The sequence below is a fragment of the Nocardiopsis sp. iso_186 genome (genome assembly GCF_056173365.1).
On record NZ_CM149670.1, the window covers coordinates 2716836 to 2731223 of the forward strand.

The window sequence follows — 14388 nt, forward strand, 5'->3', positions numbered from 1 at the left end:
CAGCATGCCACGCCGCGCGTTTTTCATGTTCGACCCGAGCGAGAACGGGTAGCGCCCCAATTGGGGCAATTAATCCTTTTGCCCCGCCTGTCCGTGTCTCCCCACCGTGAACAGTGAGCCCCCGTGGACTCCCTTGGCACCGTCCTTCCGCTGCTCGTCGCCTTCTCGCCCCTGACCGTCGCCCTGGTGGGCGCGGTGGTCGCAATGGTCTGGGAACGCGACGACCATCTCTTCCGGCGTCGGACGGAGGCGTTGCGCGGGCTGAGGCTGAAGGAGCGCTATCGCGCGGTGCGGCCGGTCCGCAAGGGCACCGCGTCCCACGACCCCGCCCTGGCGGAGATCTCGCTGCACGTGGCCCGTGCGCAAGTGGCCACCATCGGGGGTCCGGTCGGCAGGCTCCTTCGCGCCACGATGATCGCCGCCTCCCTGCTGGCGGTGGTCGTCGGCATGGGGATGGTGCTCGCCCCGGGGGTGTCGAGCACCGTGGCTGCCGCGCCCTGGGCGCACCTGGGGTTGTTCGGCCCCCAGCTCTGGGCGATGCGGCCCGCACGCCTGCGGACCGCCGAGCGGGCCGTGGCCGCCAACGAGGCGGTGGTCGATCGGCAGCGCGCGCAGGAGCAGTACGCCGCCTGACCGCCGGGCTCCGGCTCGCGCACGCAAGACGGAGCCCGGGGCCTGAAGCCCTGCCGTGTCGGTGGTGGGGGTGGGCTGGCACCGGCGGGGGCCGGTGCCAGCCCACCCCCACCACCCCTTTCCCGCGTCTCCGTTTCCTGTTTCGGCCGCGTGCGCGCTGGCACCACTGGCGTCGGGGGCCGCTTTGCCGTAACTTGGAAAGCGCTTTCACACGGAAAGGTGAGACGACACATGGGTGATCACGTGGTGGGTATCGCCATGAACGGCGTTACCGGACGCATGGGATACCGGCAGCACTTGACCAGATCGGTTCTGGCGATCCGCGACGCCGGAGGAGTGCTCCTGCCCGACGGCTCCCGGGTCATCCCCGAGCCGGTTCTGGTCGGACGCTCCGAGCAGAAACTGCGCGAGATCGCCGCACGGCACGGCATCGAGCGCTGGACCACCGACCTCGACGCGGTGCTCTCCGACGACTCGATCGAGATCTACTTCGACGCCCAGATCACGCACGCCCGCGAGGCAGCGGTGCGCGCCGCCATCGCAGCGGGCAAGCACATCTACGCGGAAAAACCGACCGCCGGCACCCTGGACGCAGCACTCGAACTGGCCAAGCTCGCCCAGGCAGCAGGGGTGAAGAACGGCGTGGTGCAGGACAAGTTGTTCCTGCCCGGCCTGCTCAAGCTGCGCCGGCTCATCGACAGCGGCTTCTTCGGAACGATCCTCTCCATCCGCGGCGAGTTCGGCTACTGGGTGTTCGAGGGGGACTGGCAGGAGGCCCAGCGCCCCAGCTGGAACTACCGGGCCGAAGAGGGCGGCGGCATCGTGCTGGACATGTTCCCGCACTGGCACTACATCCTGGAGCACCTCTTCGCTCCGGTGCGCTCGGTCACCGCGCACACCGCCACGCACATCCCCGACCGTTGGGACGAGCAGGGCGAGCGCTACACCGCCACCGCCGACGACGCCGCCTACGGACTGTTCGAGCTGGAAGGCGGAATCGTCGCCCAGATCAACTCCTCCTGGTCGGTGCGCGTCAACCGCGACGAACTGGTGGAGTTCCAGGTGGACGGCACTCACGGCAGCGCGGTCGCGGGCCTGCGCGAATGCCGCGTCCAGCACCGCTCGACCACGCCCAAGGCGGTCTGGGACCCCGACGCGGTGGACCCCGGACAGTACCGCAGCCAGTGGGACCGGGTGCCCGACAACGAAGAGTTCCCCAACGGGTTTCGTGCCCAGTGGGAGCTGTTCCTCAAGCACGTGCGCGCCGACGCGCCCTTCCCGCACGACCTGCTCTCGGGCGCGCGGGGGCTCCAGCTCGCCGAAGCGGGCCTGCGCTCCTCGCAGTCGGGCGCACGGGTCGCGCTGGACGAGATCACGCTCTAGCACCCACCCGCCCCGCTATGCGCCGATCCCGACGCCGCACCTGCTCCAGTTTCCGCAGCGTCGGGATCGGCGGGGAAACCGAAAGAGGAACGATGACCACACCGACTCTGCGCCTGCCCGGCCCCGCCGGGCGGCTGGAGGCATACACGGCCGGCGCGGCACCGGCCCTGCCCGCATCGGCGGCCGCACCCCGCTCACGGCGCGCCTACGCCGCGGCGCACGTCGTCGCCGACCCCCTTGCCGGCAACGCTCCCGGTGCGCCCGCCCGGCTGGACTGGGACGCCACCCTGGCGTTTCGCCATCACCTGTGGGACCTGGGGCTGGGCGTCGCCGACGCCATGGACACCGCCCAGCGCGGCATGGGGTTGGACTGGGCGACGACCGCCGAGCTCATCAGCCGCAGCGGTGCCGAGGCGCGCGCCCGCGGCGCAGCCCTGGCGTGCGGGGTCGGCACCGACCAGATCGCACCCGAGCACGCCTCCTTGGAAAGCGTTATCACGGCGTACTCCGAACAGCTGGCCGTCGTCCAGGAAGCCGGGGCGAGCCCGGTTCTCATGGCCAGCCGCGCGCTGGCAGCCACCGCCCAGGGCCCAGAGGACTACACCAAGGTGTACGGTCGGCTCCTTGCCCAGGCCGACAGCCCGGTGATCCTGCACTGGCTGGGCACGGCCTTCGACCCGGCCCTGGCCGGGTACTGGGGCTACGCCGACCCGGCCGAGGCGATCGAGCCGGTGGCGGCGCTCATCGCCGAGCACGCCGGCTCCATCGACGGCATCAAGGTGTCGCTGCTGGACGCCGACCTGGAGGTACGCCTGCGCCGGCTGCTGCCCGAGGGCGTGCTTCTCTACACCGGTGACGACTTCAACTACCCCGAGCTCATCCTGGGCGACGACCAGGGGTACTCCCACGCGCTGCTGGGGGTCTTCGCCGCGATCGCCCCCGCGGCATCGGCGGCCCTGCACGCCCTCGATGCCGGCGACACCGATCGCTACGACGCGCTGATGGCGCCCACGGTCCCGTTGGCCAGGCACGTCTTCGCCGCACCCACCTACTACTACAAGACCGGGATCGCTTTCCTGGCCTGGCTCAACGGGCACCAGCCCGGTTTCACCATGGTCGGTGGGCTGCACAGCGCACGCGATGTGGTGCACCTGTCCACAGCCTTTCGCCTGGCCGACGCGGCCGGCGTCCTCGGCGACCCCGAACTGGCCGTCGCCCGCATGCGTGCCCTTTTGGACGTCTCGGGGGTCGCCCGATGACCACCGCTCCCGAACAGATCACCATTGCCGACGTCCCCTCCGGTGCGCCGGCCGCCGTCCCGACCCCACAGCCGGGTGATCCCCGGCTGGCCCGGCTCTCGCTCAACCAGGCCACGGTCAAGTACCTGAGCGTCGCCGAGGCCGTTCAATGCTGCCTGCGCGCCGGGATTCCTGCCATCGGCCTGTGGCGCGAGCCGGTGGCCGAGATCGGAACGGCCGCAGCCAAGCGCCTGGTGCGCGAGGCGGGACTGCGCGTCTCCTCCTACTGCCGCGGCGGGTTTCTCACCGGGCTGGACCGGTCGGGGCCGCTGGAGGACAATCGGCGCGCTATCGACGAGGCCGCCGAAGTGGGCTCCCCCTGCCTGGTGATGGTGGTGGGCGGGCTGCCCGAGGGTGACCGCGACCTGGTGGGTGCGCGCGGACGCGTGAGCGAGGCCATCGCCGAACTCGCTCCCTACGCCGCCGAGCGCGGTGTCCGGCTGGCCCTGGAGCCGCTGCACCCGATCTTCTGCGCCGACCGCGCGGTGCTGTCCACGCTCGGCCAGGCGCTCGACATCGCCGAGCGTTTCCCGGTGGAGTCGGTGGGTGTCGTCGTGGATGCCTACCACGTGTGGTGGGACCCCGACATCGACCGCCAGATCGCGCGCGCCGGCGCGCGTATCGCCTCCTTCCAGGCGTGCGACTGGGTGCTGCCGCTCCCGGCCGATCCGTTGCTGGGCCGCGGGATGGTCGGTGACGGCCACGCCGACGTCGGGCGCCTGCGCCGCCTCGTTGACGAGGCGGGCTACCGCGGTGACATCGAGGTGGAGATCTTCAACGGCGACATCTGGGCCGCGGACGGTGACGCCGTCGTGGACACCCTGGTTCGCCGGCACGTCCAGTACGTCGTGTGACCAACGAGTTGACCAACCGCCCCGGGGGAGTTCCCCGGGGCTCCACGGAGGAGAAAACCATGGACTTCGACGGGATCCTGTTCTTCCCGGTCACCCCCTTCGACAAGCGGGGGGCGGTGGACGAGGCCGAGTTCGAGCGGCACGTCAGCAACGGTTTGGAGCACGGTGCGGGCGGCGTGTTCGCGGCGTGTGGCACGGGCGAGATCCACGCGCTCTCGGCCGAGGAGCACGGCCGGGTCGTGGCCCGCTCGGTCAACGTCACCGCGGGGCGGGTCCCGGTGGTCGCGGGTGCGGGCGGCAGCGTGCGCACGGCGGTGGAACAGGCAGCAGCGGCACGCGACCTGGGCGCAGACGGCGTGCTGCTGCTGCCGCCCTACCTGGTCAGCGCGCCCCAGCGCGGGCTGATCGAGTACGTGCGCACCGTGACCGAATCCGTGGACATCCCGGTCATCGTCTACCAGCGCGCCAACATGGTCTTCACGCCCGAGAGCGCTGCCGAGCTCGCCGACCTGCCGGGTGTGGTCGGTTTCAAGGACGGTGTGGGCGACCTGGGGCGTATGCACCAGATCGTGCTGGCGATCCGGGAGCGTCGCGGGCCGGGTTTCACCTTCTTCAACGGTCTTCCCACGGCCGAGCTGACGTTCAACGCCTACAAGGGCGTGGGCGTTCCGCTGTACTCGTCGGCGGCGTTCGCGTTCGTCCCCGAGGTGGCCTCGGCGTTCTACACCGCCGCACATGCCGGCGACCCGCTTGCCGACACGCTCGTCAAGGTGTTCTACAACCCGCTGGTCAAGCTGCGCGACCGTACTCCGGGATATGCGGTTTCCCTGGTCAAGGCGGGCGCGCGGTTGCGCGGTGCGGCTGTTGGCGGGGTGCGCGCGCCCTTCACCGAACTGTCGGAGGCAGAGGAGGCCGAGCTGGCGGAAATCATCGACGCCGGACTGGCCGCGGTCAAGGAGGGCTGATCCGTGCGTATCGCCGAGGTCACGGCCCAGGCGTACCGGCTACCGTTGCACCGTGCCTGGGATGGCGGGGTGGACCGCAACGACATCGTGGTCACCCGGGTGGTCACCGACACCGGTGCGGTGGGCACCGGCTTCGCCTGGACCCCGCTGATCGGCGCACGGGCGGTGCTGGCGCTGCTGCGCGACGACTGTCCGGCGGCCCTGCTGGGCCGTTCGCCCGCCCCAGGTCCCCGATGGGACGACCTGCGCTGGCACCTGAGAGAGGCCGGTTACGGGGGACTGACCGCCATGGCGGTGGCGGCGGTGGACATCGCGCTGTGGGATCTCGCCGCGCGTACGGTCGGGGCGAGCCTGGTGGAGCACATCGGACGGCGCCGGGACTCGGTGGGCGCCTACGGCAGTGGGGTGAATCTGGACTACGAGCTGGACGAACTGCGCGAACAGGTGCGCGGCTGGTTGGCCGCCGGGCACCGTGCGGTCAAGATCAAGGTGGGCTCGGCCGATGTCGAGCGCGACGTCGAGCGGGTGGCGGCGGTGCGCGAGCTGATCGGCGACGACCGGTTGTTGATGCTCGACGCCAACCAGCGCTGGGACCTGCCCACGGCCGTTCGGGCGCTGAAGGCTCTGGCACGGTTCGATCCCTACTTCATCGAGGAGCCGTTGCCGGCCGAGGACCTGGGCGCGCACGTGCGGTTGCGCGCGCGTACCCCGATCCCCTTCGCGATCGGGGAGAACCTGCGCACCGCGGCTGAATTCCGTGCCGCCGTTGACGCGGGGGTGTGCGACGTTGCCCAGCCCAACGCGGTGCGGGTCGGCGGGGTCACCCCGTTCCTGCGGATCGCCCGGGAGGTGGCCGGGGCCGGTATCCCGGTCGCACCGCACCTGTTGCCGGAGCTGTCCACGCAGCTGGCGCTGTGCGTGCCGCGGGCATCGATGGTCGAGGACATCGACCGGGGGTCGCTTGCGGCCCTGGGGGCGCTGGACGGCCCCAGCGGTGTGCTGGTGGAGTCGGGGAGCGCGAGCGCCGATACCGGTCCGGGCCACGGCCTGCGGTTCGCCTCGGGTCTCGCCCCGGTGCCCGGGGACGACCCCCTGGCAGTGCTCTCCGGCACCGGGTGAGCGTGGTGTCCCTCCCGTCTTGGCCGCGGGAGGGACACCACTTCGTGTCCGGCGCGGATCAACGGCCGAGGCCACGGAGGGCGAATCGGCGGACCTGTCCTCTGCTGTTGCGTCCGGGGGACCGTTCGGCCGGCCGCACAGGCATCACAGCTGCTTGACCGCAGTCAAGGCCGCATTGACGTGACGGGCCAGCGACAGTGTGGTCGGAGCGGCCCACGCCGGCGGGGCGGCCACAAGGGCGGCCACCGCACCGATCCAGGCGGTCCGCCGGTTCCGGTCGGCGTATTCCTCCGCGAGCGAGGTCGCGTACAGGTGCACGGTGGCGTAGTTGAGCCCCTCGATCAGTGCCTTCTGGAGGGCGAGGTCGTTGGCGGCGCCGGCGATCGTCGCATGGTTGTCCTTGCTGCCGGGGGTGAAGTACTGCAGGCCGGTGGGGCCGTCGGCCTGGACGACGACGGTGATCGGGTTGGCGAATGCCTTGCCGTGGACGGGCGGGGGCGTCCACTGCTCGTGCCAGCTCTCGCCGGGGCCCGCGCCGTACATCTGGAAGTAGAAGAGGCCGCCTCCGTTGCCGGCCGAGTTCTCCCCGATGCGGGAATAGTTCTCCAGCGTCAGGTAGTCCGTCCCGTCCACTGCGACGATGCCGCCCCAGTGGGAGCCCCACACCACCTGGCTGAGACTGACGAGGTGGCTGCGCAGTACGTTGTTCCGATAGTCCTGGACCTGGTGACCGGATGGGGCATGCGGGTGGGAGGGGCCGAGCGAGCCGCTGTAGAGCCCCTGCCCGACCTTGGTGGGGCGGGCGAACTCGTTCACGCCCAGTGCCTGCATCTCGGTGACCAGGTTCGGGTTATGCGGGATCGGCACCGTTCCGGCGGCTGCCGCGCGGGTGGCAGTACCGAAACACTGCGCGATGGTGTCCTGCGCGAGGATCGCAGTTGCGGCCGGGGGGAGCGGCAGGTCCTCCGCCGGCACTGCGTGCGCCAGGTGGTTCGCGACGTGGTACTCGAAGAACAGTTGTTGAGTGGGCGTGCTGCCGATATGGACCTTGTGGCCCAGAACCGGCAGCGGCATCCGCAGCGATCCGGTGACCTCCTGGACGGTCACGTCGCAGTTCTCGGTGGTCGTCATGTCGTTGCCGGAGACGTTGGCGCTGAGGTTGGCCGCTCGTACCCGGGGCAGGGTGGTGGAGGCGGCCGCTCCCGGGAGCGTGAAGGTGATCGTCCCGGGCGGGTCGAGGAAGAACTGGAACAGCGATCCCTGCCGGGCGAGCTCCTTGTTCCACTTGGCGAGAGCCACGGGAGTTGCGAAGAAATGCTTCGGCTGACGCCGGGAGAGGTCGGCGTCCTCCACGGCGAACAGCCCGTTTGCGGAGACGCGTAGTCGCGGGTTCGGCGAGTTGACGATGTTCGGGGCACCGGCGGCGAGGAAGCTGTATCCCACCCCTGCCGCTGCGTCGGCCACCCATTCGTTCGCCTCGAACGTCTGGTTCGTCGTGTAGGTCGGAGCCAGTGCTCCTGCTCCGGCGAGGTTGTACACGTGCACGCTGGGACCCCCAAGCGCGTCGGCCAGCGCCGCGCGATCTGCGCGGGCGCACCGCCCCCCTTGACCTCCGGCCCGGGTTGCCCGCGGACGCTTCCCGCTCTTGATAACACCTGGTGCGGCACGCGGAGGGCGATTTGCCGCAAACGGTCTTTTTCCTCGAAGCGTTGACATCTCTGTCGGGTGGCCGATTCCGGATCGGCCGGTACGCCGGTCCTGCGTTCGTCGGTCGATCGCTGCCCCGGAGCGTGTGCGGGACGTGCGTGTCGTCGATGGCGAGGGCAACGGCCCCTGCCGTACCCGCGGTTGTTCTCGGCGGTCGTTTGCACGTCCCGCTTCTCTTCACCTTGCCGTCAGATCTCGTTCGGGTGACGCCGATAGACATCTGGTGGCACCGGGCGGCAGCGCCTGTCGCGCGGGCCGTTGACCGTGAGGACGGCCATGAGGATCTCGGTGATCGTTCCAGCCTTCAACGAGGAAGCGGTGATCGGCCGCTGTCTGGAAGCACTGCTCGACCAGGTGGTCCCCGCCGACGAGATCGTGGTCGTGGACAACAACTCCACCGACCGCACCGCGCTCATCGCTGGGGGCTACGCCGACCGCGGGGTCAGGGTGGTGCACGAGCCGCGTCAGGGTCTCGTTCCGGCCCGCGACCGCGGTTTCGACGAGGCGACCGGCGACATCCTGGGACGGGTGGACGCCGACACCCTGGTCGAGCCGGACTGGGTGCTGCGCCTGACGGAAGCGTTCGCCGACCCCGGAGTGTCCGCCGCGACCGGGCCGTCATGGTTCTACGACGCCCCCATGCACCGGGCCGGGCTGGCCGCGCAGCGGCTGCTGTGCCACCGGGTGAACCGGATGCTGTCGGGCCACCCCATGCTGTGGGGCTCCAACATGGCGCTGACCCGCGAGTGCTGGCAGGAGCTCCGCGCCCACGCCTGCCCCGGCCCCGACCTCTTCGAGGACCTCGACCTCGCCATCCACCTGCACCGTCTGGGACGGCGTGTGCACTACGCGGACCGGCTGCGGGCGCCGGTCTCCGCGCGCAGGCTCGCCGGTTCCCTCGGGGGCCTGCGCCGCTACCTGCGCACCTGGCATCGCACGTATGCGCTGCACGACCAGCACCGGGCAGCGGCCGGGGCCCGCGTGTTCACGGCCACCGGCCTGGTGCTGTTGTTCCCACCGGTGGCGCTGCTGCTGCGCGCGTACACGCCCTATGAGGGGACGCTGTCGCCGCGCCGCCTGTTCGCGCGCTCCACCACAGCGGTCCGCCCCATCCCCTAGAGCACGGTTTTCCGATCACCGTGCGCCGCCCCGAAGCCGTGGCCCGACTGCCCGAGCCGGCTTCGTCCTCGACACGACGCGGGAAGGGGCAGGTACATCGCCACATGCTGGGGTGGCCGGCCGCAAGCGACCGTGCCATGGCATCTGTCATGGCAGGAGCGTGCAGAACGCTGAAGGGGCCCCTGATTCGTGACACTTCGTGACGGCCCGGACCGGTCTTAGGTTCAAATCATGAACCCCGACGACACGCTTCAGCGCTCTCGAACCAACACCGTTCGCCCCCGTGCTCCGAGACCGGTACCGCCGGGCGTGGAGTACCATCGCGTCCTCGCCGGAGACAAGTGCCGCATCGGACGCGGCACTCTGGCGATAGCGCTCGTGGTGGGTGGAATGTTCGTCTTCGCCTACCGCCTTGCCGAGGCGGCCGCCCTGGCCCTGGTCACCTGGCGCACCGGTGGCGTGGAGACCGCCGTCGTCCTCCACGCGGTACTCAACACGGCCACCTTCCTCGCCGCCACCGCCCTGCACGCTGACATCGGCGCCCTCGTCACGGACCGTTCGGCGGGTGTCGGGGGGCCGATCCTGCTGGTGCCCAGCGTCACCATCGCGGCGATCGCCGCCGTCATCTGGTGGCGTACGCGCCACAGCGGCCCGGCGCTGACCCCCGCTCATACGCGGTCGGCGGCGAGCCGGTGAAGTGCTGGATCCGGCCTCCCGGCCGACAGACCCGTCCGTCTGGTGTCCGGGTCCATGAAGGCCCTCGACGGCGGCATCGCCCTGGCCGAGGACGGAAGCACCAGCCGGAAAACAAAGAAGGTCCGACCTTCAGGTTTTCCGGTACGACACACCGGCTCCGTGCGAAAGGACCCGGGCCAACGTCTTTGCTCTCGGGGCCGACGCCCTACCGCACGCACTTGCCACCGGACCGACCGTTCGGTTAGTAATTCGGTGTCGGTACAAAGCCGGCAGTGACCAAACCGCCCGGAGAGTCCGGCGCCCGAAACGGAGTGCACCAGTGAACGCTTTTCCCGCCACAGCCGGCGTCGTCGGGGGAGGACGCATGGGAGCGGGTATCGCCCAGGTCCTCCTCACAGCAGGCGCGCAGGTCACCATCGTCGAAAGCAGCCCCGAGGCGGCCGGGGCCGCCAGGGGCAGGGTCGCCTCCGGGCTGGCCAAGGCCGGTTGACGCGGCGTGCTCGACGGTGTCCCCGACGAGCACCTGTCCCGACTCGCCACGGTCACCGCGGTGAGCGGTCTCGACCCCGAATCGGCGCTGGTCGTCGAAGCGGTCCCGGAGCAGGTTGACCTCAAGGCGGACGTCCTCTCAGCGGTGGAGCGTGTGGTGCGCCCGGAAACGGTGCTGGCCACCAACACCAGTTCCCTGCCCATAACCGAGCTCGCCGCGGCACTGGAGCGGCCCGGACAGTTCCTCGGCATGCACTTCTTCAACCCGGTGCCGGCGTCGGCACTGGTCGAACTGGTCGTGTCTGCGCAGACGCGCACCGACGTCCTCGACACGGCCCGCGGCTGGATCCGCGGGATCGGTAAGACCGAGGTCGTGGTGCGGGACTCACCCGGGTTCGCCACCAGCCGCCTGGGTGTCCTGCTCGGGCTGGAGGCGATCCGCATGTTGGAAGAGGGGGTGGCAGAGGCCGCCGACATCGACACCGCGATGGAACTGGGCTACCGCCACCCGGCGGGGCCGCTGAAATCCACCGACCTGGTCGGCCTTGACGTGCGCCTGGCCGTCGCCGAGCACCTCAGTCAACGTCTCGGTGAGCGCTTCACGCCCCCGGACCTGCTACGACGCATGGTGGCGGAGGGGAAACTGGGGCGCAAGACCGGACAGGGATTCTACGCCTGGCCCCCGCACGACACCGTATGAAGAAGGGGCCCGGCGGCGCTTCCCGAAGGCCGCCGGGCACCCGCCCGGGATCAGGCCGCCCCGCGCGCCATCGCGATCAACCGGTCCAGGACCCCGCCGCCACTGGCCCGCAGCCCGTCGTGCTCCCACTCGTTGGTGACCCAGACCCGGCAGCTCTTGATCGCCGCTGCGGTCTCCAACGACAACCCTGCGTTGACGTACATGTCGTCGTGGTAGACAGCCGCGGCGACCGGCACGGTCGTGGTGGCCAGGCGCTCGGCATCATAGAGGGACGGCCACTCGGTGCGCGCGGCCAGCAGGTCGGCAGCCGCCCGCAACGGGCGCAGCGCCGGGTCCAGTTCGAACTGCCAGGGATAGATCATCTCGCCGGTGAACAGCAGGGGCGCCTCGGAGACGAGGTCCGCGTCGGCGGCGAAGGAGGGGAATTCCGTGCGTACGCGGTGGGCCGCCCAGTCGGTGGCCCCGGCGCCCTGCGCGTAGATCGCCTCGTGCAGGGCCGCGTAGAGCGGAGTGGAGGCAAAGCTGAGCTGTTCCTTGACCTCGGTCAGGAACGCGTCGCTCAACCAGTCGCCACCGTCGGCGAAGGCATCCTCGAGCAGGTAGTGCAGGGAGTGGCTGCCACTGCCGCGCCCCAGCATCTGCCCGAGCGCCTGGAACGCCTCCACCGTGAGTCGGCCCCCGCCGGGCAGTTCCACCTCGTTGTCCCGCAGGTGGGCGGCGATCCGTTTGACCGTGGCGGCGTCATCCGGGTAGCGCGCGTAGTGCGCCGCGGTCTTGGCCGCCACGTGCGGGTAGGTGGCGCGGTAGACGGTGGCGGCGTCGGCCTGAAGACCGGGCAGCCCCCCGGTGATGAAAACCTCGCGCAGCCCCTCGGGCGCGATCGAGAGGTAGGTGGTCGCGCAGAACCCACCGAAGCTCTGCCCCAGAACGCTCCAGGTCTGCTCGCCGATCAGCGCGTGCCGGATCAGTTCGGCGTCGCGCACGATGGAGTCGGCACGAAAATGCCCCAGGTAGGCGGCCTGTTCGGTCGGATCGCCCAGACCGGCGAGGGTGCGCCGGTTGACGGGGGTGGAACGCCCGGTGCCGCGCTGGTCCAGCAGCAGGACCCGGAACTCACCGAGCGCGCGCCCGAGCCACGTCTCGGCGCCGATCGGCCGCGGCGAAGGGCATCCCGGCCCGCCCTGGAGGAACAACAGCCAGGGAAGATCGTCGGTCTCCCGATCCGGTGCCACGACCTCGCGCGCGTAGACCTCGATGGTGGCGCCGTCGGGAGCGGCGTGGTCGAGGGGGACGGTGAAGGTGTGGTCGGTCATGACCAGGCCGGGTTGGCGCAGAGTGCTCATGGTCACCGACGCTAGCGGACCACCGGGAGACCGGCGATGCGCGTCCGGCCTATGCCTGGGACGGCGGCGCGGTGCTCTCGCGCTGCACGACCTCGCCCAGCACCGGGATCACCCGGGGCGATGCGGCGTGCTCCTCGCGCAGGGCGAGGCGTGCGGCCTCCTCGCCCATCCATTCCAGGGGGAGGCGCACCGTGGTCAGAGCCGGGGTGAGGTCGCGCAGCGTGGGGATGTCGTCGAAGCCGGCCACCGACAGGTCCTGGGGAATGCGCAGCCCCGCGTCGCGCAACGCCGCCATCGCTCCAGTGGCCATCACGTCGTTGACCACGAACAGGCAGGTGGCGTCGGTCCCCGCAGCGAGGAGGCGACGGGTGGACTCGTAGCCTCCGTCCCGGGTGAACGCGCCGTGCACCACGTTGTGGTGGGCCAGTTCGATCCCCGCGTTGGACAGCGCGGCATGGAAACCGTCGAGACGGTCCCGGGCGGTGCGCAGATCGGTGGGGCCGGCCAGGATCGCGAATCGGTGGTGCCCCTGGGCGATCAGGTGGCGGGCCAGTGCTGCGGCACCGTTGTGGTTGTCCGGCACGATCGTGTCGGCGGGCAGCCCCTCCTGGGTCACGCATGCCACCCGGCCACCCTGCCGGGTGAACATCGCGATCTCGGCGGACAGCCGCCGGGTGCTCTCCTCGTCGATGGAACGGCTGCCCGCGAGCACCACCGCGCGGGCCCGGTGCGAGCGCAGCGTGGCCAGCAGGTCGGACTCGCGCTGGGGTGCGCGCCCGGTGGTGCCCAGGACCACGATCAACCCCTCCTGCTCGGCGCACCCGGTCACGCCCGCGGCGATGCTGGAGAAGTAGGGGTCGGAGATGTCGTGCACGATCAGCCCCACCAGGGAACTGGTGTTGCGGGCCAGGGTCTGGGCGGAAGCGTTGGCGAGGTAGCCGAGCTCACGGGCACTCGCGGTGACCCGTTCGCGCAACTTCTCCCCGACCTGGCGCGTACTGCCGTTGATCACCCGCGAGGCGGTCGCCAGGGAGACCCCGGCATGGCGGGCGACCTGCTCCAACGTCACATACCCGGTCTCCACGACGGTCCCTTCCCCTGCACGTACCTCTTGGAAAACATTTTCCTGGACGATCGTAGAGGTATCAGGGGGTTGTCAAGCATCCCAGCCGTGAAGTTCGGTGCGCCACTGCCTGGTCGGGCGCCACCCCAACGCCCGTTCGGCAGCTCCCGAACTGAACGCCGCACGGCCCTGGGTGAGGCCGCCGGCCAGTCCGGCCGTGCCGGGGTGGAACCGCGGAAGCAGCTCGGCCAACGGTTCGGTGGCCAACGGGTCCTCCGCGATCGCGTGCAGGATCTGACCGTTCCCGACCTGGTCGGGACGCTCCACGACCAGCGCGAACAGCTCTGCGGCGTCGCGGGCGTCGATGTAGTTGAACAGCGACCCCGCGGCCAGCTCCGGCTGGGCCAGCCGCTCCAGCAGGGTGTGCCCCAACTGGGTCGGCGCGCCCGCCCACTCCTCCGGAGCGATCACGTATCCCGGCCGGACGCAGGACAGGACGCAGCCGCCGCTGCCGCCCCGGACCAGGGTGCGCACGGTCTCCTCGATGATCGCCTTGCTCAGCCCGTAGGAATGCCATGGCGCCACCGGGTGCTCCTCGTCCAGCGGGAGGTAGCGGGGCGCCCAGCCCTCGGTGTTGTAGCCGAAGACAGTGGGCGAGGAGGCGGCCACCGCGGACCGTGCCTTGTGGGCGATGGCCGAGCTGAGCACCGCCCAGACCAACCGGGTGTTGATGTCGAGGATCTCGGTGTCGGGGCGTCCGAAGGGCACCGCGATCCCCGCCAGGTGCACCACGCCTTCGGGTCGGGCCTCGGCGAAGACCGCTTCGCGGGCGTCGTTGTCCAGCAGGTCGGCGACTCGCTGCTCGATTCCGGCCGCCTCGGGCCCGGGCGCCACGTTGACCGAGGTGACGGAGTGTCCACGGGCGGCGAGGGTTTCCACGACGCTGCGGCCGAGCCGGCCGGAGCCGCCGGTGACGAGGACGCGCATGGCTGTAGTGCCTTTCTGCGTTGGTTGATCGG

The 14388-nt window shown here is 70.6% G+C and carries 12 protein-coding genes and 1 pseudogene; 9 read left to right on the top strand and 4 right to left on the bottom strand.

Annotated elements, in window-relative coordinates:
* The first annotated feature begins 123 nt into the window (after nt 1–123).
* The 6 genes from AC0VYP_RS11900 (at nt 124) to AC0VYP_RS11925 (ending at nt 6252) form a co-directional block, all read left to right on the top strand.
* Nucleotides 124–633, top strand: a complete 510-nt coding sequence (locus AC0VYP_RS11900) for a hypothetical protein (protein ID WP_475474056.1) — start codon at nt 124–126, stop codon at nt 631–633.
* A gap of 231 nt (nt 634–864) precedes the next feature.
* Nucleotides 865–2016 (top strand): Gfo/Idh/MocA family protein, encoded by a 1152-nt coding sequence (locus tag AC0VYP_RS11905; RefSeq protein WP_475474058.1) that lies wholly within the window; start codon nt 865–867, stop codon nt 2014–2016.
* Between the two features lie 92 nt (nt 2017–2108).
* Nucleotides 2109–3275, top strand: coding sequence for a dihydrodipicolinate synthase family protein (locus AC0VYP_RS11910; RefSeq protein WP_475474060.1), 1167 nt, complete (start codon nt 2109–2111; stop codon nt 3273–3275).
* On the top strand, nt 3272–4168 hold the full coding sequence (locus AC0VYP_RS11915; RefSeq protein WP_285759727.1) for a sugar phosphate isomerase/epimerase family protein: 897 nt from the start codon (nt 3272–3274) through the stop codon (nt 4166–4168). The genes AC0VYP_RS11910 and AC0VYP_RS11915 overlap by 4 nt, the downstream gene beginning before the upstream one ends.
* Before the next feature lie 59 nt (nt 4169–4227).
* Complete coding sequence (locus tag AC0VYP_RS11920) at nt 4228–5133, top strand: 5-dehydro-4-deoxyglucarate dehydratase (protein ID WP_475474062.1); 906 nt, start codon at nt 4228–4230, stop codon at nt 5131–5133.
* A gap of 3 nt (nt 5134–5136) precedes the next feature.
* Nucleotides 5137–6252 (top strand): mandelate racemase/muconate lactonizing enzyme family protein, encoded by a 1116-nt coding sequence (locus tag AC0VYP_RS11925; RefSeq protein ID WP_475474064.1) that lies wholly within the window; start codon nt 5137–5139, stop codon nt 6250–6252.
* A gap of 144 nt (nt 6253–6396) precedes the next feature.
* Here AC0VYP_RS11925 and AC0VYP_RS11930 read toward each other — a convergent pair whose 3' ends face one another.
* Nucleotides 6397–7797: a hypothetical protein gene (locus tag AC0VYP_RS11930; protein ID WP_475474066.1), complete on the bottom strand. Its 1401-nt coding sequence runs from the start codon at nt 7795–7797 to the stop codon at nt 6397–6399.
* A 450-nt stretch (nt 7798–8247) separates the two neighbouring features.
* On the opposite strand from AC0VYP_RS11930, the gene AC0VYP_RS11935 reads away from it, so the two are divergent.
* The 3 genes and pseudogenes from AC0VYP_RS11935 (at nt 8248) to AC0VYP_RS11945 (ending at nt 10963) form a co-directional block, all read left to right on the top strand.
* Entirely contained in the window at nt 8248–9078 is an 831-nt protein-coding gene (locus AC0VYP_RS11935) for a glycosyltransferase family 2 protein (RefSeq protein ID WP_475474068.1), read from the top strand.
* Between the two features lie 231 nt (nt 9079–9309).
* Nucleotides 9310–9774, top strand: a complete 465-nt coding sequence (locus tag AC0VYP_RS11940; protein WP_475474070.1) for a hypothetical protein — start codon at nt 9310–9312, stop codon at nt 9772–9774.
* A gap of 319 nt (nt 9775–10093) precedes the next feature.
* Nucleotides 10094–10963: pseudogene (locus AC0VYP_RS11945) on the top strand (3-hydroxyacyl-CoA dehydrogenase family protein).
* Between the two features lie 50 nt (nt 10964–11013).
* Here AC0VYP_RS11945 and AC0VYP_RS11950 read toward each other — a convergent pair.
* The 3 genes from AC0VYP_RS11950 to AC0VYP_RS11960 form a co-directional block, all read right to left on the bottom strand.
* Nucleotides 11014–12306, bottom strand: a complete 1293-nt coding sequence (locus AC0VYP_RS11950) for an alpha/beta fold hydrolase (protein ID WP_475474072.1) — start codon at nt 12304–12306, stop codon at nt 11014–11016.
* A 49-nt stretch (nt 12307–12355) separates the two neighbouring features.
* A complete protein-coding gene (locus AC0VYP_RS11955; RefSeq protein ID WP_285759738.1) occupies nt 12356–13390 on the bottom strand; it encodes a LacI family DNA-binding transcriptional regulator in 1035 nt (344 codons plus the stop codon).
* A 72-nt stretch (nt 13391–13462) separates the two neighbouring features.
* Nucleotides 13463–14356: an NAD-dependent epimerase/dehydratase family protein gene (locus AC0VYP_RS11960; RefSeq protein WP_475474075.1), complete on the bottom strand. Its 894-nt coding sequence runs from the start codon at nt 14354–14356 to the stop codon at nt 13463–13465.
* Between the last annotated feature and the right edge of the window lie 32 nt (nt 14357–14388).

Excerpts from the sequence above, each read along its gene's own strand:
- AC0VYP_RS11905 (WP_475474058.1), top strand. The coding sequence starts at position 865 with ATGGGTGATCACGTGGTGGGTATCGCCATGAACGGCGTTACCGGACGC.
- AC0VYP_RS11910 (WP_475474060.1), top strand. The coding sequence starts at position 2,109 with ATGACCACACCGACTCTGCGCCTGCCCGGCCCCGCCGGGCGGCTGGAG.
- AC0VYP_RS11915 (WP_285759727.1), top strand. The coding sequence starts at position 3,272 with ATGACCACCGCTCCCGAACAGATCACCATTGCCGACGTCCCCTCCGGT.
- AC0VYP_RS11920 (WP_475474062.1), top strand. The coding sequence starts at position 4,228 with ATGGACTTCGACGGGATCCTGTTCTTCCCGGTCACCCCCTTCGACAAG.
- AC0VYP_RS11940 (WP_475474070.1), top strand. The coding sequence starts at position 9,310 with ATGAACCCCGACGACACGCTTCAGCGCTCTCGAACCAACACCGTTCGC.
- AC0VYP_RS11950 (WP_475474072.1), bottom strand. The coding sequence starts at position 12,306 with ATGAGCACTCTGCGCCAACCCGGCCTGGTCATGACCGACCACACCTTC.
- AC0VYP_RS11960 (WP_475474075.1), bottom strand. The coding sequence starts at position 14,356 with ATGCGCGTCCTCGTCACCGGCGGCTCCGGCCGGCTCGGCCGCAGCGTC.